Origin of the sequence: Aeribacillus composti (assembly GCF_031760945.1) — a bacterium.
GTDB classification, from domain to species: domain Bacteria; phylum Bacillota; class Bacilli; order Bacillales; family Aeribacillaceae; genus Aeribacillus; species Aeribacillus composti.
Genome location: NZ_CP134501.1, coordinates 314967 through 336179 on the forward strand (window position 1 = coordinate 314967; position 21213 = coordinate 336179).

Below are 21213 nucleotides of genomic sequence, written 5' to 3' on the forward strand. Positions count from 1 at the left end.
TTTAAAAATGAGTAACTATGAAACAATTAACAAAAAGTATTCAAGAGCATTTATTGAGGAAATTAGGGAGAAAGTTAAGCCAATTATTGAAGAAGTCATTAAACCAAGCGCTGAACGAATTGACAAGAGTGGGGAGTTCCCGCGTGAAAGTTTGTTAGCCCTTGCGAAAGAAGGATGGAATTCAGTAACATTTTCTGAAAAATGGGGAGGATTAGATTTAGGATATTTAGGATTTTCCATCGTGGCTGAAGAAATCGGGAAAGTTGATGCGTCAACAGCTTTAGTATATGCCATGCATGTTGGAGCAGCACAAGTAATTGTTTTATATGGAAACGATGATCAAAAGAAACGGTGGCTGCTCCCTATCAGAGATGGTGCGATCGGAACCTTTGCTGTTAGTGAAAAAGCTACAAGAGGTCATGTATGGTTTAGCTTAAGCCAGGCTGAGCGCGATGGCAGCGATTATATCATTAATGCTGAAAAATCCTTTACGACAAGCGGAGGCCAAGCAGATTTTTATATTTTGCAAACGAGAACACCTGATTCTGACGACCCTAGTAACATTAGCTTCTTTATCGTTGACGGCCATAATGACGGTATAGTTGCAAAGCCATGGAATGCATTAGGTGTAAGAGGAAGCCACAGTGGTCCAATTACGTTTAACAATATAAAAGTAAGCGGCCGCGATCTAGTGGGATACGAAGGGTTAGGAAGAGAAATCATGGATGAAGGCGCAAACCCTATTTATATACTGGGTATTGCATCTGTTTGGCTCGGTGTTGCCCAAGGTGGACTAGAACTGGCTGTTAAACATGTTAAGAACGCAGTTAACAAAGGATTTAATAATAGTTTGGCTGACCATCAAGTCATTCGTGAAAAATTGGCAGAAGTGAAAATAAGAATTGCAGGTTTAAAAGCATGGCAGATAGATTTAGCAAGACATTATGATGAATTGCTGGCAGAAGGGCAACCTATAAGCTCATTGGCATCCGAAGTCATAGAATTTAAAGTGAAAGCATCCGAAACAGCAGATTTTGCTGCACGAATTGCGATGGATGTAGCGGGCGGTTATGGCTATATTGAAGGACCTTTTGAACGGCTTTACCGCGATGCCCGGGCAGGAATCCCAATGGCTCCATCTAATAATATCGCCCGCGACCAAGTGGCAAAAATTTTATTAGAATTGCCGTTGAATCTTTGGAATGAGAATGAAAGAAAATAAATCAAACCAGCAATGCATTTTTATTTGGAGTCTGAAATCTGTAAGAACTTTACTGCCTATTTAGGATAATGATGAATGGATGAGTCGGTAGGTCAATTGTCTGTAACGCTGTTAGAATAATTATGAATTAATGAATAAATGACCAATTACTCAAAAAATCTGTTGTTTTTTACAATGTTTTAAAGACTTATTCTGCCAAACTTTAAAAACTCTAGATATAACCATTTCGATGAACTATATGAATAAGCCTCACACTTCTTTTTTATAGTAGGTGTGAGGTTTTATTTTGTAAAAGAGGACATTCGCAATTTTAAGTGGCTGATCATTTACAAGGAGAGTTTTGCTTGTCAGGGAAGCGTATAACAAACAACATTTCAACTTTAAAACAGAAGAAGCATTGGAAAACTGAAAGCGCGAGACTTAAAAGTGTTTTTTCAACGTTTATGGGAAAAGACAGATTTTCACGTTAGACTTCAATGAACCAAAAAAAATCACAAAGCATTTTTCACCGTGAGAAGTTGTGCGGCAGGCAAATTCCTTGTAATACCATTGAACAGTTTTTTACAATCCTTATAAGGAGAGTTTAAAAGGAGTTGAAAAAATGACGAATTCTCAGAAAAAAAGACTGGAAGAGATTGAATTCTCAGTTTTGGATTTGGCTCCTGTTTTATTAGGGAAAACGCCGGCTGACACATTCAAAAACAGTTTAGACCTTGCGCAAAATGTTGAACGATTTGGATATAAACGTTATTGGCTTGCAGAGCACCATAATATGGAGGGCATCGCAAGCTCAGCTACTTCTGTATTAATAGGTTATATTGCAGGAGGTACGAAAACGATTCGTGTAGGATCTGGAGGCGTCATGCTTCCGAACCATGCTCCTCTTGTGATTGCTGAACAATTCGGGACATTAGAGTCGTTGTATCCAGGTCGAATTGATTTAGGGATAGGACGTGCTCCTGGAACAGATCAGGTGACATCCATGGCATTGCGAAGAAATTTACATGGGTCAGTATCAGAATTTCCAAACGACGTCCAAGAACTCATCAATTATTTTGCTCCGAAAGAGAAGCGGAAAGGATATGTACGCGCAGTTCCTGGTGAGGGATTAAATGTTCCTGTTTGGCTGCTTGGATCAAGTACGTATAGCGCTCAGCTTGCAGCAAAGCTTGGACTTCCTTTTGGGTTTGCAAGTCATTTTGCACCGAATCACTTATATGAAGCACTGAAAATATATCGTGACCAGTTCCAGCCGTCAGAACATTTGAAGGAGCCGTATGCGTTGGCGTGTGTGAATGTCGTGGCAGCAGATACCGATGAAGAGGCGAAGTATCTTGCAACCAGCTTGTATCAAATGTTTTTGGGCGTGATCCGAGGAACTTCTAGATTGTTGCAGCCTCCTGTTGAAAGCATGGATGGAGAGTGGAATGAATTTGAAAAAGAAGCGGTACGCCATCAGCTTTATTTTTCGTTTGTTGGATCTAAGCAAACAATAAAAGAGAAGCTTCAAAAATTTTTGGATGACACTCAGGTAGACGAAATAATGGTTGTTTCATATATATACGACCATTCGGCTCGCGTGCATTCGTACCGTATTTTATCTGAGATAAAGAATGAAATGTAGTTCTTTTATTTTAAATATGTTATTTTCGGCAACTATCATTACTGTTTAACTTTTTCAGTTCGGGAAGAGATCTGAGAGCGGCAGACTCCTTTTTCAGAAATGTTATTTATGCTGTCATAAAAGCAACGATGTTTATGAATTGCGGATTCTCGAAACAGGCTATCAGCTTTGCTGACAGCTTGCTATTTTTCTCTGATAGCAGATATTTGATGTAGTTATAACTTTTCTGAAATGGGCTGCCCGATGAGTTCCTAAAATGAAGGATTTTGGAGCAATACTACTGTGAAGGACAAAAAAATCCTGTCCTTCATAGAGGCATGAAGGCAACTAGAAGCAATTGTATGTGCTGAATGTCTGTCATAAAACTTTTGAAGAACCGAATTCAGAAAGAGAGCATAAGAAAAGTCCTTCATAGACTTCTGAAGGATATAACAAGATAGAAAAAATGACCTGTCCGATAAGTTCCTAAAATGAAGGGGCTCCAAAAAGTCAGTTAATCCTGACTTTTTGGACAGCCCCGCAACATTTTTTATATGATGCGATTTTAAGAGAATTGCTGAAACTAGGCAAAAAAAGATGCCATTTCAGGGAATATTCCAATTCTAATAGCCTTATAAAATAACAGTAAACGCTTACAAAACAGGAGGTTCAAAATATTTTTTTTCAAAACGTTGTTGTTTTTTAAACGACGGCATGTTTCTTTATTATTGATTGAATGTTAGTTCTTAACTTTTGGGGCTGCCGGCTGACTTACTTTCTCAAATGTGATCAGTGCGTTCCAGCTGCCGGAAGATTGGCCGTCTGCCCAATATTTCGGTTGGTCATCGTCTTCAAGCATGCTTAATAGCATGGCGAGATGTCTTCCTCCTGATTCTACCTTTGCCAGACGGGCGTATTGAGGAAGCATTTGATAGGCTGCATCATATTCTTTGTTTAATATATAACTAATGAATTGTTTATCTAGTGCATGTTCTGAAGCGGTCGGTTTATTGTGTCTGCCGCGGACTAAATTGTGGGAAAGTGCGCCGCTTGAAACAAATACAATTTTCTTTTCGCTTTCTTTTAATACTTTTGCAATCAGCTGTCCCCATTTATACGTTTCATCTAAAGTGGCAGCCATCGTCACGGACAAATTCACAACAGGTATGTCTTCATTCGGCACAAGGTATCTAAGAGGCACAACCGTTCCGTAATCCCAAACATAGTAAGGGTCGTCTATTCCTACAACTTGCAGTCCAGCATCTTGACCGATTTTTACTAGTTCATCACCAAGCTGTTTATCTCCGGGATATTCATATGGAACATCACGAATTAAATCAGGACATTCAAAAGCGGTTAAAATGCCCTTATGGACAGGAGTGCAATCAACATAATGGAAAAAAGTCGACGGCCAATGGCAGGAAACAAGAACGATGGCATCCGGTTTTAAATCATAAATTGTCTTTGACATCTTTTGCATCTCAATGGCCATATCCTTTTGAAAGTCGGGGACTTGGTCAAAATGGCACATGCTTGGCACATGAGGCGCTAACAAAGCCAGCTCAATCGTCATAGCTACTTCTCCTCCTTTAAAATTATTTTCTTACTTCAGATGCGGGTTTGCCCGCAATTCCCCAATGGGTTTTTGGCACCTCTGTCACTAAAACGCGGATGTTTTCTTTTGGTGAATCGAGCGTTTCCGATACAGTATTTGTTATATTTTGAATTAACTCCTTTATTTTCTCTGGCGGCCTGCCCTCCATGATTTGAATAGTAACAAAAGGCATGTCATCCCTCCTATCAGGTAAGAAATTTTTTTCTTCCGCTATTTAAACAACATGGAAGCTTGCTTCGCCCAATCCGTCAAATTTTCCTGTGACATAGTCGCCTTTGTTTATCAAGACGGCGCTCGTGATTCCTCCTGTTAGAATAACATCACCTGCACGCAGCTTTTGTCCTTTTCGTGATAACATATTGGCAAGCAGAGCGACGGAATGGGCAGGATGGCCAAGCACAGCGGCTCCGGCTCCTAACTCTTTTATTTCGCCGTTTATGGAAAGAGTCGATCCAACTAAATCAAGTTCTAATCCTTCCGGCTTTTTCAAAGACGTTCCGAATACAACCCGGGATGTTGACGCATTGTCAGCGATTACATCAGGAAGCGTAAAATCAAAATTTTCATATCGGCTGTCGATGATCTCAAGAGCCGGCATCACGTAATCTGTTTTCGCAAGCACCTGTGCACCATTGACACCAGGTCCTTCAATATCTTCTTTTAATACAAAAGCGATTTCCGCCTCCACTTTTGGGTGGATTAAGTCATGAAAAGGCAATGCTCCGCCGTTATTGATCACCATATAATCGAATACATAGCCGTAAATAGGCTCATTGACCTTCATTTGCTTCATCTTAGCAAAACTTGTCAAACCCATTTTTGGACCGATGATACGGTGACCTTCATTTATTTTCATATTGACAATCTCTTGTTGAATGGCGTAGGCTTCTTCGACGGACAAATCCGGTTTTAATGAGGCCGTTACCTTTTTTACTTCACGTTTTTCCTTTTCCGCTGTTACTAAGTAGTCAGCAATTTTTTTTATATCTGCGCCAGCCATTTGCTGCATCCTCCTTAAGTATGTGCCGTTTGTTTTTGTTTTGAAATTTCAGCAGCTACATCAATAATCATATCCTCTTGACCGCCAACAACCTTTCTTTTGCCAAGCTCAACTAATATGTCGCGCGAATCAATTCCGAATTTTTTGCTGGCAGCTTGCGCATGCAACAGGAAGCTTGAATATACTCCAGCATATCCGAGTATTAGTCCATCTTTTGTAATTTCTTGCGGCTTTTCCAAAATGGGGGCTACTATGTTTTCGGCTACGTCCATAATTTTGTATAAATCGATTCCGGTGTTGATTCCTAAACGGTTGAGCACCGCGATTAATACTTCCGTTTGAGTGTTGCCTGCACCGGCGCCTAAGCAGCGGATGCTTCCGTCAATCCGCGTCGCTCCTTCTTCAATGGCTGCTAATGTATTGGCCATTGCTAGGGAAAGATTGTTATGGCCATGGAATCCGATTTCAATTGACAAGCTGTTTTTTAAAGCTTGAATCCTTTCTTTTACTTCATGCGGCAGAAAGGCGCCAGCTGAATCGACAACGTATACAACATCAGCTCCATAGCTCTCCATAAGCTTTGCTTGCTCAACCAGTTTTTCTGTTGGGACCATATGGGCCATCATCAAAAAACCGACAGTTTCCAATCCTAATTCTTTTGCGAAAGCAATATGCTGTGCTGAAATATCCGCTTCTGTTACATGAGTGGCGATTCTCGCCATTTTTACCCCCAGCTGTGCAGCTTGTTTTAATTCTTTCATTGTCCCGATTCCCGGCAAAAGCAAAACAGCAATTTTGGCATTTGTGACAGTAGATACAGCGGCTTCGATCAATTCCATTTCATTTGTTAAAGAAAGTCCGTATTGCAGAGATGAGCCACCTAAACCGTCTCCGTGCGAAACTTCAATATAAGGTACATTGGCATCATCCAACCCTTTTGCGACGGCTACGACTTGATCCACAGTATATTGATGTCGAATCGCGTGGCTGCCGTCTCTTAAAGCGACTTCAGTAATCAGTATGTTACGTTCTCCCACGATATTCACTCCTTCCTTAAACATTCACTTTAGAAGTAATATTTTTCGCCCATTCCTCCGCCACTTTCACTGCTGCGGCTGTCATGATATCCAAATTGCCTGAATAAGTCGGCAAATAGTCTCCAGCGCCTTCCACTTCGATAAAAACTGTTATTTTATTTCCGTCAAAGAGAGGTTCTTGTCTTAAGCGATAGCCCGGTACATAAGATTGGACTACTTCCACCATATCTTTGACGGATTGAGTAATCCTTTTTTGATCGACAAAATCATTTTCTACAAGGCAATATATCGTATCTCTCATCATAATCGGCGGTTCAGCAGGGTTTAAAATAATGATAGCCTTCCCTTTTTTAGCGCCGCCGATTTCCTCGATTCCGCGCGCTGTCGTTTCGGTAAACTCGTCAATATTTGCTCTAGTTCCGGGACCGGCGCTTTTGCTTGAAATCGTTGCCACAATTTCTGCATATTTGACAGGCTGAACTTTGTTGATGGCATGAACGATCGGAATCGTCGCTTGGCCTCCGCATGTAATTAAATTAATGTTGTCGGCATCCAAATGTTTATCAATATTTACAGGAGGTATGACAGACGGACCGACGGCAGCAGGTGTTAAGTCAAGAACTTTTTTCCCTGCTTGCTTCAGCAATTTTGCATGGCGTATATGAGCTTTTGCGGAGGTGGCATCAAATAGAATATCCGCTAGATCGGGATTTTCTAAAAAACCTTTAATGCCGGTATCAATCGTGTAATATCCGAAATCTTTTGCTTTTTTTAATCCGTCCGATGAGGGGTCAATTCCGATGACCGTTGTAAGCTCCAACACATCTGATCGACGGATTTTGTACATTAAATCTGTTCCGATGTTGCCGGACCCTAAAATTCCAACCTTTACTTTATTCATAAAATTCTCCTTTCAATCTATTATTCTGTAAATGATACAGTTACATGCCCGAGATGAGCGAACCGCGCCGTAAAGACGTCTCCAGCTTGTGCATCAGCGGCTCTGGATAGAGCGCCTGATAAAATGATTTCTCCGGGACGTAATGAAATATCAAAATCAGCCAGCCTGTTGGCGAGCCATGCGACACAGTTTGCCGGATTGCCTAATGCTGCTGCGCCGACACCGGTATTGACTAGTTCCCCGTTTTTTGTCAAGCTCATTCCAATTAATTCGAGATCAACATTTTCTATTTTTTCCGGTTTTCCTCCCAATAAGAAATATCCGGATGAAGCGTTGTCGGCAATGGTGTCAGCCAGCTTGATTTTCCAATCTTTAATGCGGCTGTCGACAATTTCTAATGCCGGAACAATATAGTCAGTTGCTAAGATCACGTCTAAAGCGGTTACGTTTGGACCTTTAAGCTCCTTTTTTAAAATGAAGGCAATTTCAGCTTCTACTCGCGGCTGCAAAACTTTTTTCATGGAAATGCTTCCGCCGTTTTCAACGACCATGTAATCTAATAAATGTCCATAGTCCGGTTCATCGACTCCAAGCAGCTTTTGCATTGCTAAAGATGTTAAACCGATTTTTTTTCCGACAATTTTTTGACCTTGATCGACCTTTCTTTTTATATTTTCCAGTTGTATAAGATAAGCTTCTTCGGCAGTCAGATTCGGATCAACGGAAGTAAGAGGATCTGTCGCCCTGTTTAAAGCTTCAGCTTCCTGCAGTTGATTGGCAAAGTTGGCAATTTTCGTTGTTAACATTTTTTCCTTCCTTTCTCATTCAGACAGAATGATTTGGTAAGCAGGCTATTTTAACATACTCCTTATGTTTCAACGGCACCTTAAATTATAGCTTTATCGTTATGTTTGAAAGCTCTGTATAAAAATCTAAGCTGTGCATGCCGCCCGTTCTGCCAATTCCGCTGTGCTTCATTCCTCCAAACGGCGTTCGTAAATCACGCAGGAACCAGGTGTTGACCCAAATGATGCCTGCTTCAATTTGATGTGCCACCCTGTGTGCACGCCGTAAATTATTTGTCCAAATAGTTGCGCTTAATCCGTAATGTGTATCATTGGCTTGGGCTATAACTTCCTCCTCCATGTCAAACGGAGAGACAGTTACAACTGGGCCGAATATTTCTTCCCGTACGCAGCGGGAATTTCGATCCAAACCAGTTATGATTGTAGGTTCGAGATAATAACCCTTATCTAATCCGTCTGGACGCTTTCCGCCTGTTAAAATTTCTGCCCCATCTTGCTTGGCTATGTCGATGTAGCTGTTGACGCGTTCGTAATGTTCCTTGCTTACGAGTGCGCCGACATCTGTGCCATTTTCAAATGGATCGCCAATCTTTAATTCTTTTGTTTTCTTTACAAATTTTTCTAAAAACTCTTCATAAGCTGGGCGCTCTACATAAATTCTTGAACCGCAAAGACAAACTTCGCCTTGGTTAATAAAGCTTGATTTGATGGTAGTTTCAATGACTTCATCTAAATCTGAATCGGCAAAAATAATGTTTGGATTCTTGCCGCCCAATTCATATGAAAGTTTTTTCAAGGAATTAGATGCTGCTTTCATAATGGCTGCTCCTGTACCCGGTTCACCGATAAAGGAAATGGCGTCAATGTCAGGATGTTCGGCAATTGCTGCCCCAGCGGAGTTTGGACCGAAGCCATGAACAAGGTTGACAACTCCGTCCGGAACACCGGCCTCTTTGCAAATTTCCATTAATGCAGTAGCGGTTAAAGGAGTCCACTCTGCAGGTTTAATAACAGCTGTGTTGCCCATTCCTAAACATGGAGCCAGCTTCCAAGTCAATAATAAAAGAGGTAAATTCCAAGGCTTGATAATTCCCACTACTCCGACTGGGCGCCTGTGTGCATAATGAATGGCCTGATCATCTTGCTGATAAGCTTCATTCGTAATCGAAATGATGTAGTCAGCGAAGAAGTGGAAGTTATAGGCAGCACGGGGAATGTCAATTTTTTTTGCAAGAGATAGCGGTTTTCCTGTATCCAATGATTCCAATCGTGCCAGCTCATCCTGTCTTTCTTGGATTAAATCGCCAATGCGCCGCAAAATTTTTGAACGCTCCGTTAATGTTATGTTTTTCCAAGGGCCGTTCAAAGCCCTTTTGGCAGCGGAAACGGCATAGTCGACTTCTTTTTTTCCTCCTTCAGCGACTGTTCCGATTACTTCCTCAGTTGCAGGATTAATATTGTCAAAGGTCCTTTTGTTATCGGATTCAACAAATTGTCCGTTAATAAAATGCAAGCAGTTAATCGTTCCGTTTGAGTTGATTGGCATGATTCACCCTCCCGAATATCATCATAAATTTCAACTGTGACTTTAATGGTAGTTTCCCTATGTTGCACTTTCAACTTCTAAATTGCTATATATGCAACAAATATAAAAATTTTTAAAAATATCGAAATATTTAATTTTTTACTTTTCAGTTGTTCATATATTTGATATATTCTCGTATAAAGAAAATTGATGTAGAGGGGGAGGGTGTACATTGAATGGAAAAGACGAGAAAAATCAGCTTTCTTCCATCAAAAATGCGCTGAAAATATTGAAAAGCTTTACAATGGAAGAGCCAGAAAAAAAAATAAGCGATTTATCCAATTCTCTAGGATTAAATAAAAGCACAGTCAGCAGGACAATGAAGACGTTGGCAAGTGAAGGATTTGTTTATAAAGATTCAGAAACGAAGAAATACAGATTGGGATTATCCATTTTATCTTTAAGCGGCGTGCTATTCAGCAATATGGATATTTACAGAGAATCGCAGCCTGTACTAAATAAACTGGTCGAAGCAACCGGTGAAACTGCCCATATTTCTGTATTGGACAATTTAGAAGTTGTTTATTTGCAAAAAGTAGAGTGCAATCACCCCGTAAGATTTTTAACCCATATCGGGAGACGCAATCCGCCTTATTGCACGAGCTCTGGAAAAGTTTTAATTGCATTTTCGGAAAATGAAACGGTCGAAAAAATTATATCTAAAGGGTTAAAGCGTTTTGCTAAAAATACGATTACGGATCCTGAGAAGCTGAGAGATCATTTAAAAAAAGTAAGGGAGAATGGGTATGCCGTTAGCATTGAAGAATTGTCCGAGGGAGTTAATTCCATTGCCGCCCCGATTTATGATTATACCGGAAAGGTTATTGCAGCACTTTCTGTAGTCGGTCCAAAACAACGAATCAATTCTTACAAGCTTAAAGCGATGGCGAAACAAGTGATCGCAGCCAGCAAGGAAATTTCTGAAAGAATGGGGTATTTGAATTTTTCTTAATTTGGTGGGAGAGTGGAGAGATGTATGATTTTCATACACATTTCATCCCTGAAGGCGTGATGGAATGGGTAAAAGAACATAAAGAAACTATTCATGCTGAATGGGTGAAAAAAGAAAAGGATAAGGAAGAGTTTTTGATTGTTAATCAAAAATGGGGATTTGAATTAAAAAAATCTTTTTTAGATTTAACCCTTTTTTTAAACGAACAATTGAAAGCGGGAGTTCATCATTCCGTCATTTCACCGATACCGCAGCTTTTTATGTACGAGTTTCCGGAAGAAATCACTGCTGAACTATCCGGCGTGTATAATGATTCATTAGCGCGGCTTGTGCAATCGTTCCCGGAAAAATTGTCTGCGCTGGCAACGGTTCCGTTAAATAACCCGGATAAAGCTGCACAAATCTTGACAGATGCGATGGGAAAAGGGTTAAAAGGAGCCATTATCGGTCCTGGGGCAGCTAATCATATGCTGTCAGATGAATTTTTTATCCCATTTTTTGAAGAAGCCGATCGGTTGAAAGCGATTGTTTTCATTCATCCGTTATTGAGCGAAGATCCTCGCTTGAAAAGAAGAATGATGCCAAATTTAATCGGTGTTCCGTGGGAAACAACGATTTGTGCTACAGATCTTTTATTAAGCGGATTGATTGATCGATTTCCAAATGTGAAAATATTATTTGCCCATGGCGGAGGATTTTTGCCTTACCAAATCGGCAGAATTGAAAAAGGATACGAAGAATGGGAAGCGGTTTCAAAAAAATTAACATCCTCTCCGAAAGAATACTTAAAGCGTTTTTGGTATGACAATGTTTTGTGGGAGCAAGCAAGCATTGACTATTTAGTGCGAATAGTGGGAGAAGATCGAGTAGTGCCTGGCTCCGATTTTCCGTTCGACCTTTCTGTCTGGCCTCCAAATGAAAAGCATTGCAAAGGGGCAAGTTCATTAATAGATTTTTAAAAGCTTTTCGTCTTTTAAGCCAGCAGGCTGGACAATCAATCGCTAAATGATTTATCTTTTGAATCATCGTTCCGGTTTTTGTTAGCAAAACGTTATTTCACGAACGGGCTCAGCATCATGAAAACGGAAATGTCGTTGTATTATATGGCAGCAGAAAAGCATAAAAGCAGTCTAGACTTGCGGACTGCTTTTATGCCGTTGTGTGCTGAACAGGCAGTAAAGGTGCTATCTCGTCTATTATTTTTTGATCAGCAATGACAGTATAATTTCCGATCGTTTGTATAGCTCCGCCCGCTTCGCACACAAGCAGCTGTCCAGCAGCAATATCATAAAAATTAGGCTTATAGTAGACTGCGATATCAAGTTTGCCGCAAGCAATGTAGGCTAAAGTGACAGCAGCTGTTCCGATCATTCTGACTCGGTAAACGTCGTTTACAATGTTTTCAAGCAATGAAATGCGCTCTTTATTCGTTTGTTTATTGGCGTCCTTTGCAAAATCGCCAATGGAAATAAAAGCTTCCGCCAGGCTGGCATTTCGAATGTTTATAGCATTTCCATTTAAATAGGCTCCTTCTCCCTTTGCTGCCCAATACGTTTCCCCAAAAGCAGGCAATGATATAGCAGAGACGACTGGATCATTTTGATAGGTTAGGGCGATGGAAACTCCGTAAAGCGGAACGCCGAAACTGTAGTTGATGGTCCCGTCAATAGGGTCAATCACCCATTCAAATTCATCCTTTCCCCCAATGCTGCCGGCTTCCTCACTGAATATGCGGTGATCAGGATATGTCTCCTGAATGCGATCAATGATCAGCTTTTCAGCTTTCAAATCCATTTCAGTCACAAAATCTTTTGCTGACTTTAATGTTTGCTGCCCAGCTTTTCCTGCATACGGCCGAATCAATTCACCGGCCTCTTTAGCTAACTTTATCGCAAAAGGCAAATATTGCTTATACATTGCGTTCCTCCTTCGGAAAAGTGAATCAATGATTGATTGCTATTAATTAATTATAATATATTTCAAGAAATTTAGGAATAGATGGAATGTTAACACACACTTGCTTTAGAAGTGTAATGAAAGGTTTCCACATGAGAAATGAAATGCCCTGGATAAGAAAAATCATCTTACATCTTGCATTGAACGCTTTTCTCTTCATATCTTACGGTGTTTTACATGTTCGATGGTGCAGCGGCTTGACGATTTAATGACAGAATATTATAATTTTAATAAAATTGGACTGCCCAACAGTCCGAAAAAAATGAAAGGAACATGTTTATGAAATCCAATATATTTAATGAGCTCACCAATACGAGAGTTTACGAAAAAATTGTTGATCAAATTAAGCAGCTGATAGAAGAAGGAAAACTAAAACCAAATGACCGCCTGCCTCCGGAGCGTGAATTGGCGAAAATTCTCGGGTGCAGCAGGACTTCTTTGCGGGAAGCATGCAGAGTTTTAGAATCGGAAGGAATCATTATTTCAAAACCAGGCGGCGGACGGTTCGTTCAAAAAGTCGATCAAAGCTTGATTTTGAAATATCAGATCAACCCTATTGATGTACTCGAAAAAACAACAGTGATTCAATTTTTGGAGGCCCGGGAAGCATTGGAGCCAAAAATTGCTGAAATAGCATGCGAAAGGGCAACAAAAGAAGATATAGAAAAGATGGAAAAAGCATTGAAATTAATGGAAGAAAAGTTAAAAAATCCGGAAGAGGAAATAGATGCAGACAGCAACTTTCATTTATCTCTCGCCCAAGCAACACATAATTTTGTGTTCATCTCATTTATGGATACGAATTTGAATTTATACCGGCAAGTGCGAAAGCAAACGTTGCAGACGCAAGCGCGTTATTCTGAATCTTTTTTTGAACATGAAGCGATTTTGGAAGCCGTGAAACAGAAAGATAAAGCAAAAGCATCGGAAGCGATGAAAGTCCATTTAAGCAATTTGCGAAGCAATGTATTAGGCATGCTGCCAGAGAAAAATTAATGTTTTGGAGGGGGATACGATGGAAAAAGGAAAATATGGTCCGTTAACAGGAGTAAATATTTTGGATATATCGACTATGATCGCTGCTCCTTTTGGGGCAACGCTGTTAGCTGACCTTGGCGCCGAAGTGACGAAAATTGAATTGCCCAATAAAGGTGATACTTTGCGGACTGTAGGCCCTTGGAAGGGGAATGAGCCGCTCAGATGGCCAGGGCTTGCCCGCAACAAAAAATCAGTTACTTTAGATATACGGAAAGAAGAAGGAAAAGAAATTTTAAAAAAACTTATAAAAAATACGGATATTTTAATTGAAAACTTTCGCCCCGGTACTCTTGAAAAGTGGGGGCTAGGGTATGAAGAATTGAAAAAAGCAAATCCTAAATTGATTATGGTTCGAATCTCCGGCTACGGTCAAACAGGACCGTATCGCGAAAAAGCCGGGTTCGGAACTCCGTGCACCGCTTTCAGCGGCCATACTTATATCCAAGGGTATCCGGACAGACCGCCTGTCAGCCCATCTTATTCATTGCTTGATTATATCACTGGTGTATATACTGCATTTGCTGCGGTCAGTGCATTATATTACCGTGATAAAACTGATGATCCAGAAGGGCAAGTAGTCGAAATGGGATTATATGAATCGATTTTCCGAATGCTCGAATTTTTAGTAGCTGAATATGACCAAAACGGTATAGTAAGAGAAAGAACACCCGGGTTGGCCGGACATTCAAGTCCTGCAGGAACATATGAAACGAAGGATGGAAAATATGTTGTTCTTGTTTGCAGTACTGATTCAACTTTTAATCGGCTTGCAGAAGCAATGGAACGAACAGATATGCTTGAGGATGAACGTTATTATACAAATTCACAACGTTTAAAACATGACGATGAAGTACAAAAGATTGTCTCTGACTGGATACGCCAGTTTACGCTGAAGGAGCTGCAGGAAAAATTGGATTTGTACGGTGTGCCTGTCAGTCCGATTTTAAGTATTAAAGATATTTTTGAAAATGAACATTATCAAGCTAGGAAAAACATAGTAGAAGTTGAGCATCCTCGACTTGGAAAAGTAAAAGTGCCGGGCGTCGTTCCTAATTTTTCAAAAACTCCTGGAACCATTCGTTACCGCGCTCCTGAGCTTGGAGAGCATAATGAAGAAATATTAGGCGGAAAATTAGGGTTATCAAAACAGGAGCTTGCCGAGTTAAAAGAGAAAGGAGTCATTTAAATGAGTGATGCCATATTTCCTGCAAGGGTCATCATTTGCGAAGTTGCGCCGCGCGACGGGTTTCAATCAGAGGATCAATGGATTCCGACTGAACAAAAAATAAAAATTATCCGTGCGCTTGCGAACACAGGAGTTCAATCGATAGAAGTGACATCGTTCGTTCATCCGAAAGCAATTCCGCAGTTGAAAGACGCCGAGGAAGTTGTGAAAGGGATAGAAGATTTAACGCATATTAAATTTCGGGCTTTAGTGCCAAATGTAAAAGGGGCCCAAAGAGCAATTGCGGCTGGAATAAAGAAATTGAAGCTTATGCTCTCGGCAACAGATTCGCATAGTTTATCAAATGCAAACTGCCTTGTGGAAGAAGCGCAAAGAGGATTTGAACCTATTGTCGATTTGGCGCAAAAACATAATGTTGAAGTAGGAGGATCAATTTCCGTTGCATTTGGATGTCCGTACGAAGGAAAAGTGCCTTTAGAAAAAATAGTAACAATTGTAGATCGATATAAGAAAATGGGGATAACTGAAGTTTCGCTTGCTGACACGACAGGAATGGCCAATCCAAAACAAGTCTATCAATATCTTGGCGTATTAAAAAAGGAATTTCCTCACATGACTTTCTCCATGCACTTCCATAATACGCGCGGAATGGCGTTGGCGAATGTGGTTGCCGCTTTGCAGCAAGGTGTCATCCATTTTGACAGTTCTGTCGCAGGTCTCGGCGGATGCCCATATGCACCAGGAGCAACGGGTAACATAGCAACAGAGGATTTAGTTCATTCACTAGAAGAGATGGGGATTGAGACTGGAATTCATTTAGATCGCATAATTGACGTTGCAAAAGATGTAAAAAACATGCTCGGTCATGATGGAGGAAGCTACATGCTTCAGGCAGGACCTTGTTCGAAATTGAGTCCAAAACCAACTGCTCAGGAAAAATTAGAAAAGTAAAATGATTGGTATGGAAAACATATTTTTAGATCGATCTAATAAGATCGATCAATTTTTTTCCGTCAAAAAAAAGAGCCAGTTGAAATGCGTAAACCCAATCTGTTAGGCATTGAATAAAGAGTCGTAGCAGGGCAGAAAAGTGACAGGAGCTAAAGGCGGTTGTTGAAAACGAAAGAGCAAGAAACTCGAATGGTGAATTCGAAAACTCTGGCGATGACTCATTCGCTGTATCAAGGAGAACGTGGAATTCTGGGCAAGATCCCTGCCGCAACGTTCCTTGACAACATGATCATTTGTTCGGGAAGACGACCGACAGGAAGACTTGCCGGATTTACCTGCCACGTCAAGCCATCAGATCCATGTTTCTATCAAAGAGGGAAATTTACAAAAAAATTTGGACTTAACCGATTGTTATATTATATGTTATCGAAGGCTTTCCACATAAAAATCCCTTCCATGAGCTTTCTTTTTTCGGTCAACTATATCATTCGTGCGGTGGTTCAGTTTTTTATTGTGCAGTAGACATAGTATGATGATCATTGCTTTCTTACAACTTTATATTCGGCGGATCATTTCCCTTATAAAAGAAAGGACTAAGATATAACATGTGTCAACAGATTGCCGGGAATAGATTCCAATTCATCGGTGGAGGTGGACAAGAGATGCTGATGAAAAATAATTTTTACTATATATGTAAGAAACTAGTGAAAATTCATTTCTTCTTTTGTCTCTAAATAAAGTGCAGTTATAAATTTTTTTATGCTCAATCGGCATTTTGTTGTCTTTTCTCCATTTTTTAGTTCCTCCATTCGTTGGCGGATTTCTTCAAAATCAAATAAACGAGGGGCGTAATGTTCGAAATTAGGATTTGTATAATCAGTTAATCCAATTGAAGCTAAATTGGTGAATGTTTGTAAAACTATTCGGCGAATACGCTGTTCCATGGCACGCAATTCCTTTTGTAGAGATTCTTCATCAAAATGATTGCCAGATTGCAGCAAAATTTGTTTGTATAAGTCTTTTAATTGAGGAAGGTCGTGTATATTTTTTCCATTCTGTTCTCGAGCCTCTAGCCATTTTATCACTGCTAATATGTCAGAAGTTCCCGTCTCGCCAGCAATGCCTAAAGTGAGAAGGAGATGGCAAGCTTTTTCCTCAATCGAATGCTTTGCAGAATATGTAGAAGCTTTTAAAAATGGTTGCTGATCTTTATCATCCATTACTTCTAATAAATTGCGAATAGATATAAGTGAAGAAGATAAGGCAAGATGGTTGGCAACTCGTTTTAAAACGGAAACAACTTCGTATTTGTTAATAGGTTTTTGAATGTATGTGTCGACACCCTGCAAGTATGCTTCACCGACCATTTCTTTATTTTCAACCTGAGAAATCATAATAAAGGGACCGGGGAATCCTTCGCTTCTCAATTTTTTCATTGTTTGAATGCCGTCTAGTCGAGGCATCAATAGATCAATTAGAATAACATCCACATTTTTGAGTTGATCGATTGAAACATTAATCCCATCATCTGCTTGTCCGATAACTTTTCCAAGCCCGCTGTCTGTTATTATTTTTTCCAACATTCTTCTAACAACAGGATCGTCTTCAATTAGGAAGAAGCGAAGGTACATCATGTTCCCCCCCTTTCTTTATTATGGAATACTTATGTAAGCGTTTTAAACAGCTGATCTTTTGGTATCGCTACTATAAATTGAGTAGGTGGTCCTTTTTCATTTGATAATTGTATTGAACCATTTAAATTTTGTACAATTTTTTGGGCGTGTGTCAAACCGATTCCTGTTGATGGATTCCCGTTTTTGTCAAATTTTGTTGTAAATCCGGGTTCAAAAATCCAGTCTTGATCTTCCTCGGATATACCAATACCGGAGTCGGTTACGAAAAATTTTATGCTGTGATTATCTTCCACTACACGCAGTTCAACCCAACCTGAATGATGTATTGCTTCGACTGCGTTTGAAACAAGGTTGTTTAATACAGATAGAAGAGCATATACATGGTTAGTACATAAGTCAATATCACATTTTTTTTGGAATTGAATTGGCTTTTCTAAAACTTCTGCATATTTTTGATTTGTTTTAATAACTAAATCGCAAATATCTGTAATGGAAATATGAAGGTTTAGTTGCTCTTGACTCATTAGTTTAGATAATCCTGCCAAAATCTTTTGTGAATCTTTTTTCACTTCATGAACATGTTCAGCAATATAAAGGGCTGTACTTGCCTCTTTATTTTCTAATTCCATTAAACGCATATATAGTTGATAGCTTTTTCTAGTTATATCTTCTAGATGGCTCATTGATTTCCGCAAAAAAAATGTTTCTTCATAAAGGCTTGTATTGATCATAACGAGACGTTCGAGTTCATGTTGTCGCGCTTCGCTTATGGCTTTTAATTGAGAAAAATTTAAAATATTGTAAAGCCCTACTGCGCAAAAACTTCTTAAAATCCCAAATAAAAGTAGCATCCAAATAGTTTCTAACGTGAGGGTAAATTGTTCTTGTATTAGTATGCGAAAAGATAATTCCACCATATTAGATGAAAAATCAATGCATGCTCCAATGATTCCTACACGAATGGGAGTTTTTAAATATTTTTGAATTTTTGTAACATAAACGAGTAAAGTAAAATTAAAATAGTAAAAGGCAGCGGGTAAATGGATAAAGAAACTGTCGATCCAAAAGACTCGCCCTAATATAAGATCGATCATCATCCGAAACAGCAAAACAAAAATGCCAGTACTAAATCCAGTTACAAGGATAGGAGCAGATCGAAAAGATAGTAATCCAAAGAAGAAAATTGCACTTCCTAATGAAAATCGAAAAAAATTATCAAAAGGATTGATTTTCATTTCTCCCAGAAGTGCAGTAGTGAAAACAAGGACAACAAGTGTCCAAAGGCGGTTATTCATCGCATTCTCCTTCATAGACAATTATAATACCATTATGGCCAGAAACCTACGAAACGTCTATTTAGATATATTTGTTTTCCAACCGTCTTGAAACTAATGATAATAAATAATTTACAGTAAAATACATGAGAGCAACTAAAATAAAGATCGGAATGACATAGTTGATATTTTTGCCATTAATGATTTGTGCATGATTCATTAATTCTGGTAAAGAGATCACGACAGCAAAAGAAGTATCCTTTAGTAGTGAAATGAATTGACTGACAATTGGCGGAACCATCCGGCGTAAAGCTTGCGGCAGTATAATATACCATAAAGTTTGCAAATAATTTAATCCAGAAGAACGAGCAGCTTCTATTTGACCTTTTTCAATGGAATTTAATCCACCTCGAACAATTTCTGACAACATAGTAGATTCAAAAACTACTAATGCTAAAATGGCAGCGGCCATTTTATCTAATTTTAATCCTATTTCTGGAAGAGCAAAAAACGTAAAGAAAATAATTAATAATAACGGTAAGTTTCGAATCGTTTCCACCCAAACGGCCAGTAGGTGACTAATGACCGGAACTTTTGTGTAACGCAATACACCGATCATGATGCCGAATATAAAACTAAGGGTAATGGATATAAAAGCAACAAGTAGGGTGACAGAAAATCCTTTCAAAAGAAATATGATATGACTGGGTGAATAAGCACCAATAAAATCCATTTTGTTTTCCCCTCCCTCTATAAATTCTCCCAATTCTTTAACACCTATAGATTCTTAACCTCATGTTAGTGGATACAAATTAAATTTATTCAATATATTTACATGGTAGAGGGCTATCCTCTTTATCTATTTTTTGCTAGTCTGCGTTCAAGAAAACTGACACTTAAGCTTAAAGGAATAGTTAACAGCAAGTAAAACATAGCAACAAAAATATATACATCAAATGTTACGAATGTTTCAGAAGATATTAAATCACCGAAATACATGAGATCTAAGCCAGCAATTACACCGAGTACAGACGAGTTTTTCACAAGATTAAGAAATTGATTTCCTAATGGAGGGATAACAATTTTAATTGCTTGTGGCAAAATAATATACCACATCGTTTGTACGTATGTTAAACCGGAAGAACGGGCAGCTTCCATTTGACCTTTCGGTACTGCTTGAATACCTGCACGTATCGACTCGGCGATAAATGCGGCTGTATAAGTTGTAAGACCTAGTGTTCCTGCCAAAAAAGAATTAATGCGTAACCCCAAAGCGGAAGGAGCGAAAAAGAATACAAATACTATTAACATCAACGGGATGTTTCGGATAAATTCCACATACATCGTGCCAAGCCAATTGAGTGGTCGAAAGGGAGCTATACGGAAAATAGCGATAATTGTTCCTACAACTAAGCTTGCAATCATAGCGAATACACTAGCTTTTATTGTATTAAAAAAGCCTTCTATATACATATCCCAATGATCAATGAGTATGGAAAAATTCAACAAATATAATCACTCCTTTCAGGAAGAAACAGATGAGGGTGAAAAACCGCTCATCTGTTTATTAAATTATTTTTCATTTTTTGGTACGTCTCCGATCCATTTCTCATAAATTTTGTCATATTCACCGTTTTCTTTAATTTCTTTTAAATATTCATTAATTGTATTTACAAATTCTGTATCACCTTTGCGGACAGCAATTCCATAAGGTTCTTCTGTAAATGTTTCATCAACGACTCGGAAATTAGGATCTTGCTTTGCCATTCCTAGTAATAAAGCATTATCTGTTGTCAAAGCATCTCCTTGACCAGCTTTTAAAGCAGTAAAGGCTTCAGCATAATTTTCAAATTCTAATACAGTTGCTTCTGGTGCTTTTTCACGAATATTTTGAGCGGAAGTAGATCCTTTTGCCGTTAAAACGGTTACACCTTTTTTGACGTCAGAAATACCGTTGATTTTGCTGTCTTTCTTCACAAGTAAAGATTGTCCGGCCATAAAATAAACATCTGAAAAATCTACTTCTTTTTTGCGCTCTTCCGATATAGTCATTGTGGCAATGATACAGTCGATATCGCCATTGTTTAAAAGAGGAATTCGGGTTTTAGAAGTTACTTCTTTCAGTTCGATTTTATTTTCATCTCCTAATATTTTTTTAGCTAAACCTTTAGCAATATCGATATCAAACCCTTCCACCTTTCCGGTTTTAGGATCCTTAAGTCCGAAAAGATTTAAATCATATTTTACGCCGACAATCAATTTGTCCCTTTCTTTTATTTTTTCTAACGTATTTTGATTGTCGGAAGAATTTTCTGTTTTTTCTTGTTCTGCAGTAGTATTAGTAGTAGTTTTTCCGCCGCAGGCTGACAAAATAGATATACATAAAATAGAAATTAAAGAAATGGAAAGTATTTTCTTACAGAATGATCGAAAGCTCATATATAACATCCCCC

Annotated in this window: 21 protein-coding genes; 8 read left to right on the top strand and 13 right to left on the bottom strand. The window is 39.1% G+C overall.

Annotated features, from left to right (window positions below; genetic code table 11):
• Positions 1-7 precede the first annotated feature (7 nt).
• The gene (locus tag RI196_RS01630) at positions 8-1222 is read left to right on the top strand and encodes an acyl-CoA dehydrogenase family protein (RefSeq protein WP_066247155.1); all 1215 of its coding nucleotides are present in this window, start codon (positions 8-10) and stop codon (positions 1220-1222) included.
• Between the two features lie 601 nt (positions 1223-1823).
• Positions 1824-2846: an LLM class flavin-dependent oxidoreductase gene (locus RI196_RS01635; protein ID WP_063388387.1), complete on the top strand. Its 1023-nt coding sequence runs from the start codon at positions 1824-1826 to the stop codon at positions 2844-2846.
• A 718-nt stretch (positions 2847-3564) separates the two neighbouring features.
• Here RI196_RS01635 and RI196_RS01640 read toward each other — a convergent pair.
• From RI196_RS01640 to RI196_RS01670, 7 genes are all read right to left on the bottom strand, one after another.
• Positions 3565-4398 (bottom strand): DODA-type extradiol aromatic ring-opening family dioxygenase, encoded by an 834-nt coding sequence (locus tag RI196_RS01640; protein WP_066247153.1) that lies wholly within the window; start codon positions 4396-4398, stop codon positions 3565-3567.
• A 22-nt stretch (positions 4399-4420) separates the two neighbouring features.
• Positions 4421-4612, bottom strand: a complete 192-nt coding sequence (locus RI196_RS01645) for a 4-oxalocrotonate tautomerase (RefSeq protein WP_066247150.1) — start codon at positions 4610-4612, stop codon at positions 4421-4423.
• 42 nt (positions 4613-4654) lie between these two features.
• A complete protein-coding gene (locus tag RI196_RS01650; protein ID WP_066247147.1) occupies positions 4655-5440 on the bottom strand; it encodes a 2-keto-4-pentenoate hydratase in 786 nt (261 codons plus the stop codon).
• Between the two features lie 14 nt (positions 5441-5454).
• Entirely contained in the window at positions 5455-6501 is a 1047-nt protein-coding gene (dmpG, locus tag RI196_RS01655; RefSeq protein WP_063388383.1) for a 4-hydroxy-2-oxovalerate aldolase, read from the bottom strand.
• The gene (locus tag RI196_RS01660) at positions 6494-7378 is read right to left on the bottom strand and encodes an acetaldehyde dehydrogenase (acetylating) (protein ID WP_066247144.1); all 885 of its coding nucleotides are present in this window, start codon (positions 7376-7378) and stop codon (positions 6494-6496) included. Before RI196_RS01660 ends, dmpG begins: the two co-directional genes overlap by 8 nt.
• A 20-nt stretch (positions 7379-7398) precedes the next feature.
• The gene (locus tag RI196_RS01665) at positions 7399-8184 is read right to left on the bottom strand and encodes a 2-keto-4-pentenoate hydratase (RefSeq protein WP_063388381.1); all 786 of its coding nucleotides are present in this window, start codon (positions 8182-8184) and stop codon (positions 7399-7401) included.
• Positions 8185-8269: 85 nt separating this feature from the next.
• Positions 8270-9730, bottom strand: a complete 1461-nt coding sequence (locus RI196_RS01670; RefSeq protein WP_063388380.1) for an aldehyde dehydrogenase — start codon at positions 9728-9730, stop codon at positions 8270-8272.
• 211 nt (positions 9731-9941) lie between these two features.
• On the opposite strand from RI196_RS01670, the gene RI196_RS01675 reads away from it, so the two are divergent.
• Both RI196_RS01675 and RI196_RS01680 read left to right on the top strand, forming a co-directional pair.
• Positions 9942-10721: an IclR family transcriptional regulator gene (locus tag RI196_RS01675; protein ID WP_311066782.1), complete on the top strand. Its 780-nt coding sequence runs from the start codon at positions 9942-9944 to the stop codon at positions 10719-10721.
• Between the two features lie 20 nt (positions 10722-10741).
• Positions 10742-11680, top strand: a complete 939-nt coding sequence (locus RI196_RS01680) for an amidohydrolase family protein (RefSeq protein WP_311066783.1) — start codon at positions 10742-10744, stop codon at positions 11678-11680.
• Between the two features lie 190 nt (positions 11681-11870).
• Here the strand turns inward: RI196_RS01680 and RI196_RS01685 are convergent, their stop codons facing one another.
• Entirely contained in the window at positions 11871-12638 is a 768-nt protein-coding gene (locus tag RI196_RS01685; protein WP_066247136.1) for an inositol monophosphatase family protein, read from the bottom strand.
• 318 nt (positions 12639-12956) lie between these two features.
• Between RI196_RS01685 and RI196_RS01690 the strand changes: the two genes are divergently transcribed.
• From RI196_RS01690 to RI196_RS01705, 4 genes are all read left to right on the top strand, one after another.
• Positions 12957-13673, top strand: a complete 717-nt coding sequence (locus RI196_RS01690; protein ID WP_158640150.1) for a FadR/GntR family transcriptional regulator — start codon at positions 12957-12959, stop codon at positions 13671-13673.
• A gap of 19 nt (positions 13674-13692) precedes the next feature.
• Positions 13693-14901 carry a CaiB/BaiF CoA transferase family protein gene (locus tag RI196_RS01695; RefSeq protein WP_066247132.1) on the top strand — a complete coding sequence of 403 codons (1209 nt, stop codon included), beginning with the start codon at positions 13693-13695 and terminating at the stop codon, positions 14899-14901.
• Entirely contained in the window at positions 14902-15852 is a 951-nt protein-coding gene (locus RI196_RS01700; protein ID WP_130157911.1) for a hydroxymethylglutaryl-CoA lyase, read from the top strand. It abuts the gene before it with no gap.
• 159 nt (positions 15853-16011) lie between these two features.
• Positions 16012-16374 carry a hypothetical protein gene (locus RI196_RS01705; RefSeq protein WP_311066784.1) on the top strand — a complete coding sequence of 121 codons (363 nt, stop codon included), beginning with the start codon at positions 16012-16014 and terminating at the stop codon, positions 16372-16374.
• A 179-nt stretch (positions 16375-16553) separates the two neighbouring features.
• On the opposite strand, the gene RI196_RS01710 is transcribed toward RI196_RS01705, so the two are convergent.
• From RI196_RS01710 to RI196_RS01730, 5 genes are all read right to left on the bottom strand, one after another.
• Entirely contained in the window at positions 16554-17483 is a 930-nt protein-coding gene (locus RI196_RS01710; RefSeq protein ID WP_117017455.1) for a response regulator, read from the bottom strand.
• Between the two features lie 32 nt (positions 17484-17515).
• The gene (locus tag RI196_RS01715) at positions 17516-18781 is read right to left on the bottom strand and encodes an ATP-binding protein (RefSeq protein WP_311066785.1); all 1266 of its coding nucleotides are present in this window, start codon (positions 18779-18781) and stop codon (positions 17516-17518) included.
• A 61-nt stretch (positions 18782-18842) separates the two neighbouring features.
• Positions 18843-19493, bottom strand: coding sequence for an amino acid ABC transporter permease (locus RI196_RS01720; RefSeq protein WP_066247189.1), 651 nt, complete (start codon positions 19491-19493; stop codon positions 18843-18845).
• A 122-nt stretch (positions 19494-19615) separates the two neighbouring features.
• Positions 19616-20269: an amino acid ABC transporter permease gene (locus RI196_RS01725; RefSeq protein WP_066247119.1), complete on the bottom strand. Its 654-nt coding sequence runs from the start codon at positions 20267-20269 to the stop codon at positions 19616-19618.
• A 63-nt stretch (positions 20270-20332) separates the two neighbouring features.
• Positions 20333-21199 carry a glutamate ABC transporter substrate-binding protein gene (locus tag RI196_RS01730; RefSeq protein ID WP_066247116.1) on the bottom strand — a complete coding sequence of 289 codons (867 nt, stop codon included), beginning with the start codon at positions 21197-21199 and terminating at the stop codon, positions 20333-20335.
• Between the last annotated feature and the right edge of the window lie 14 nt (positions 21200-21213).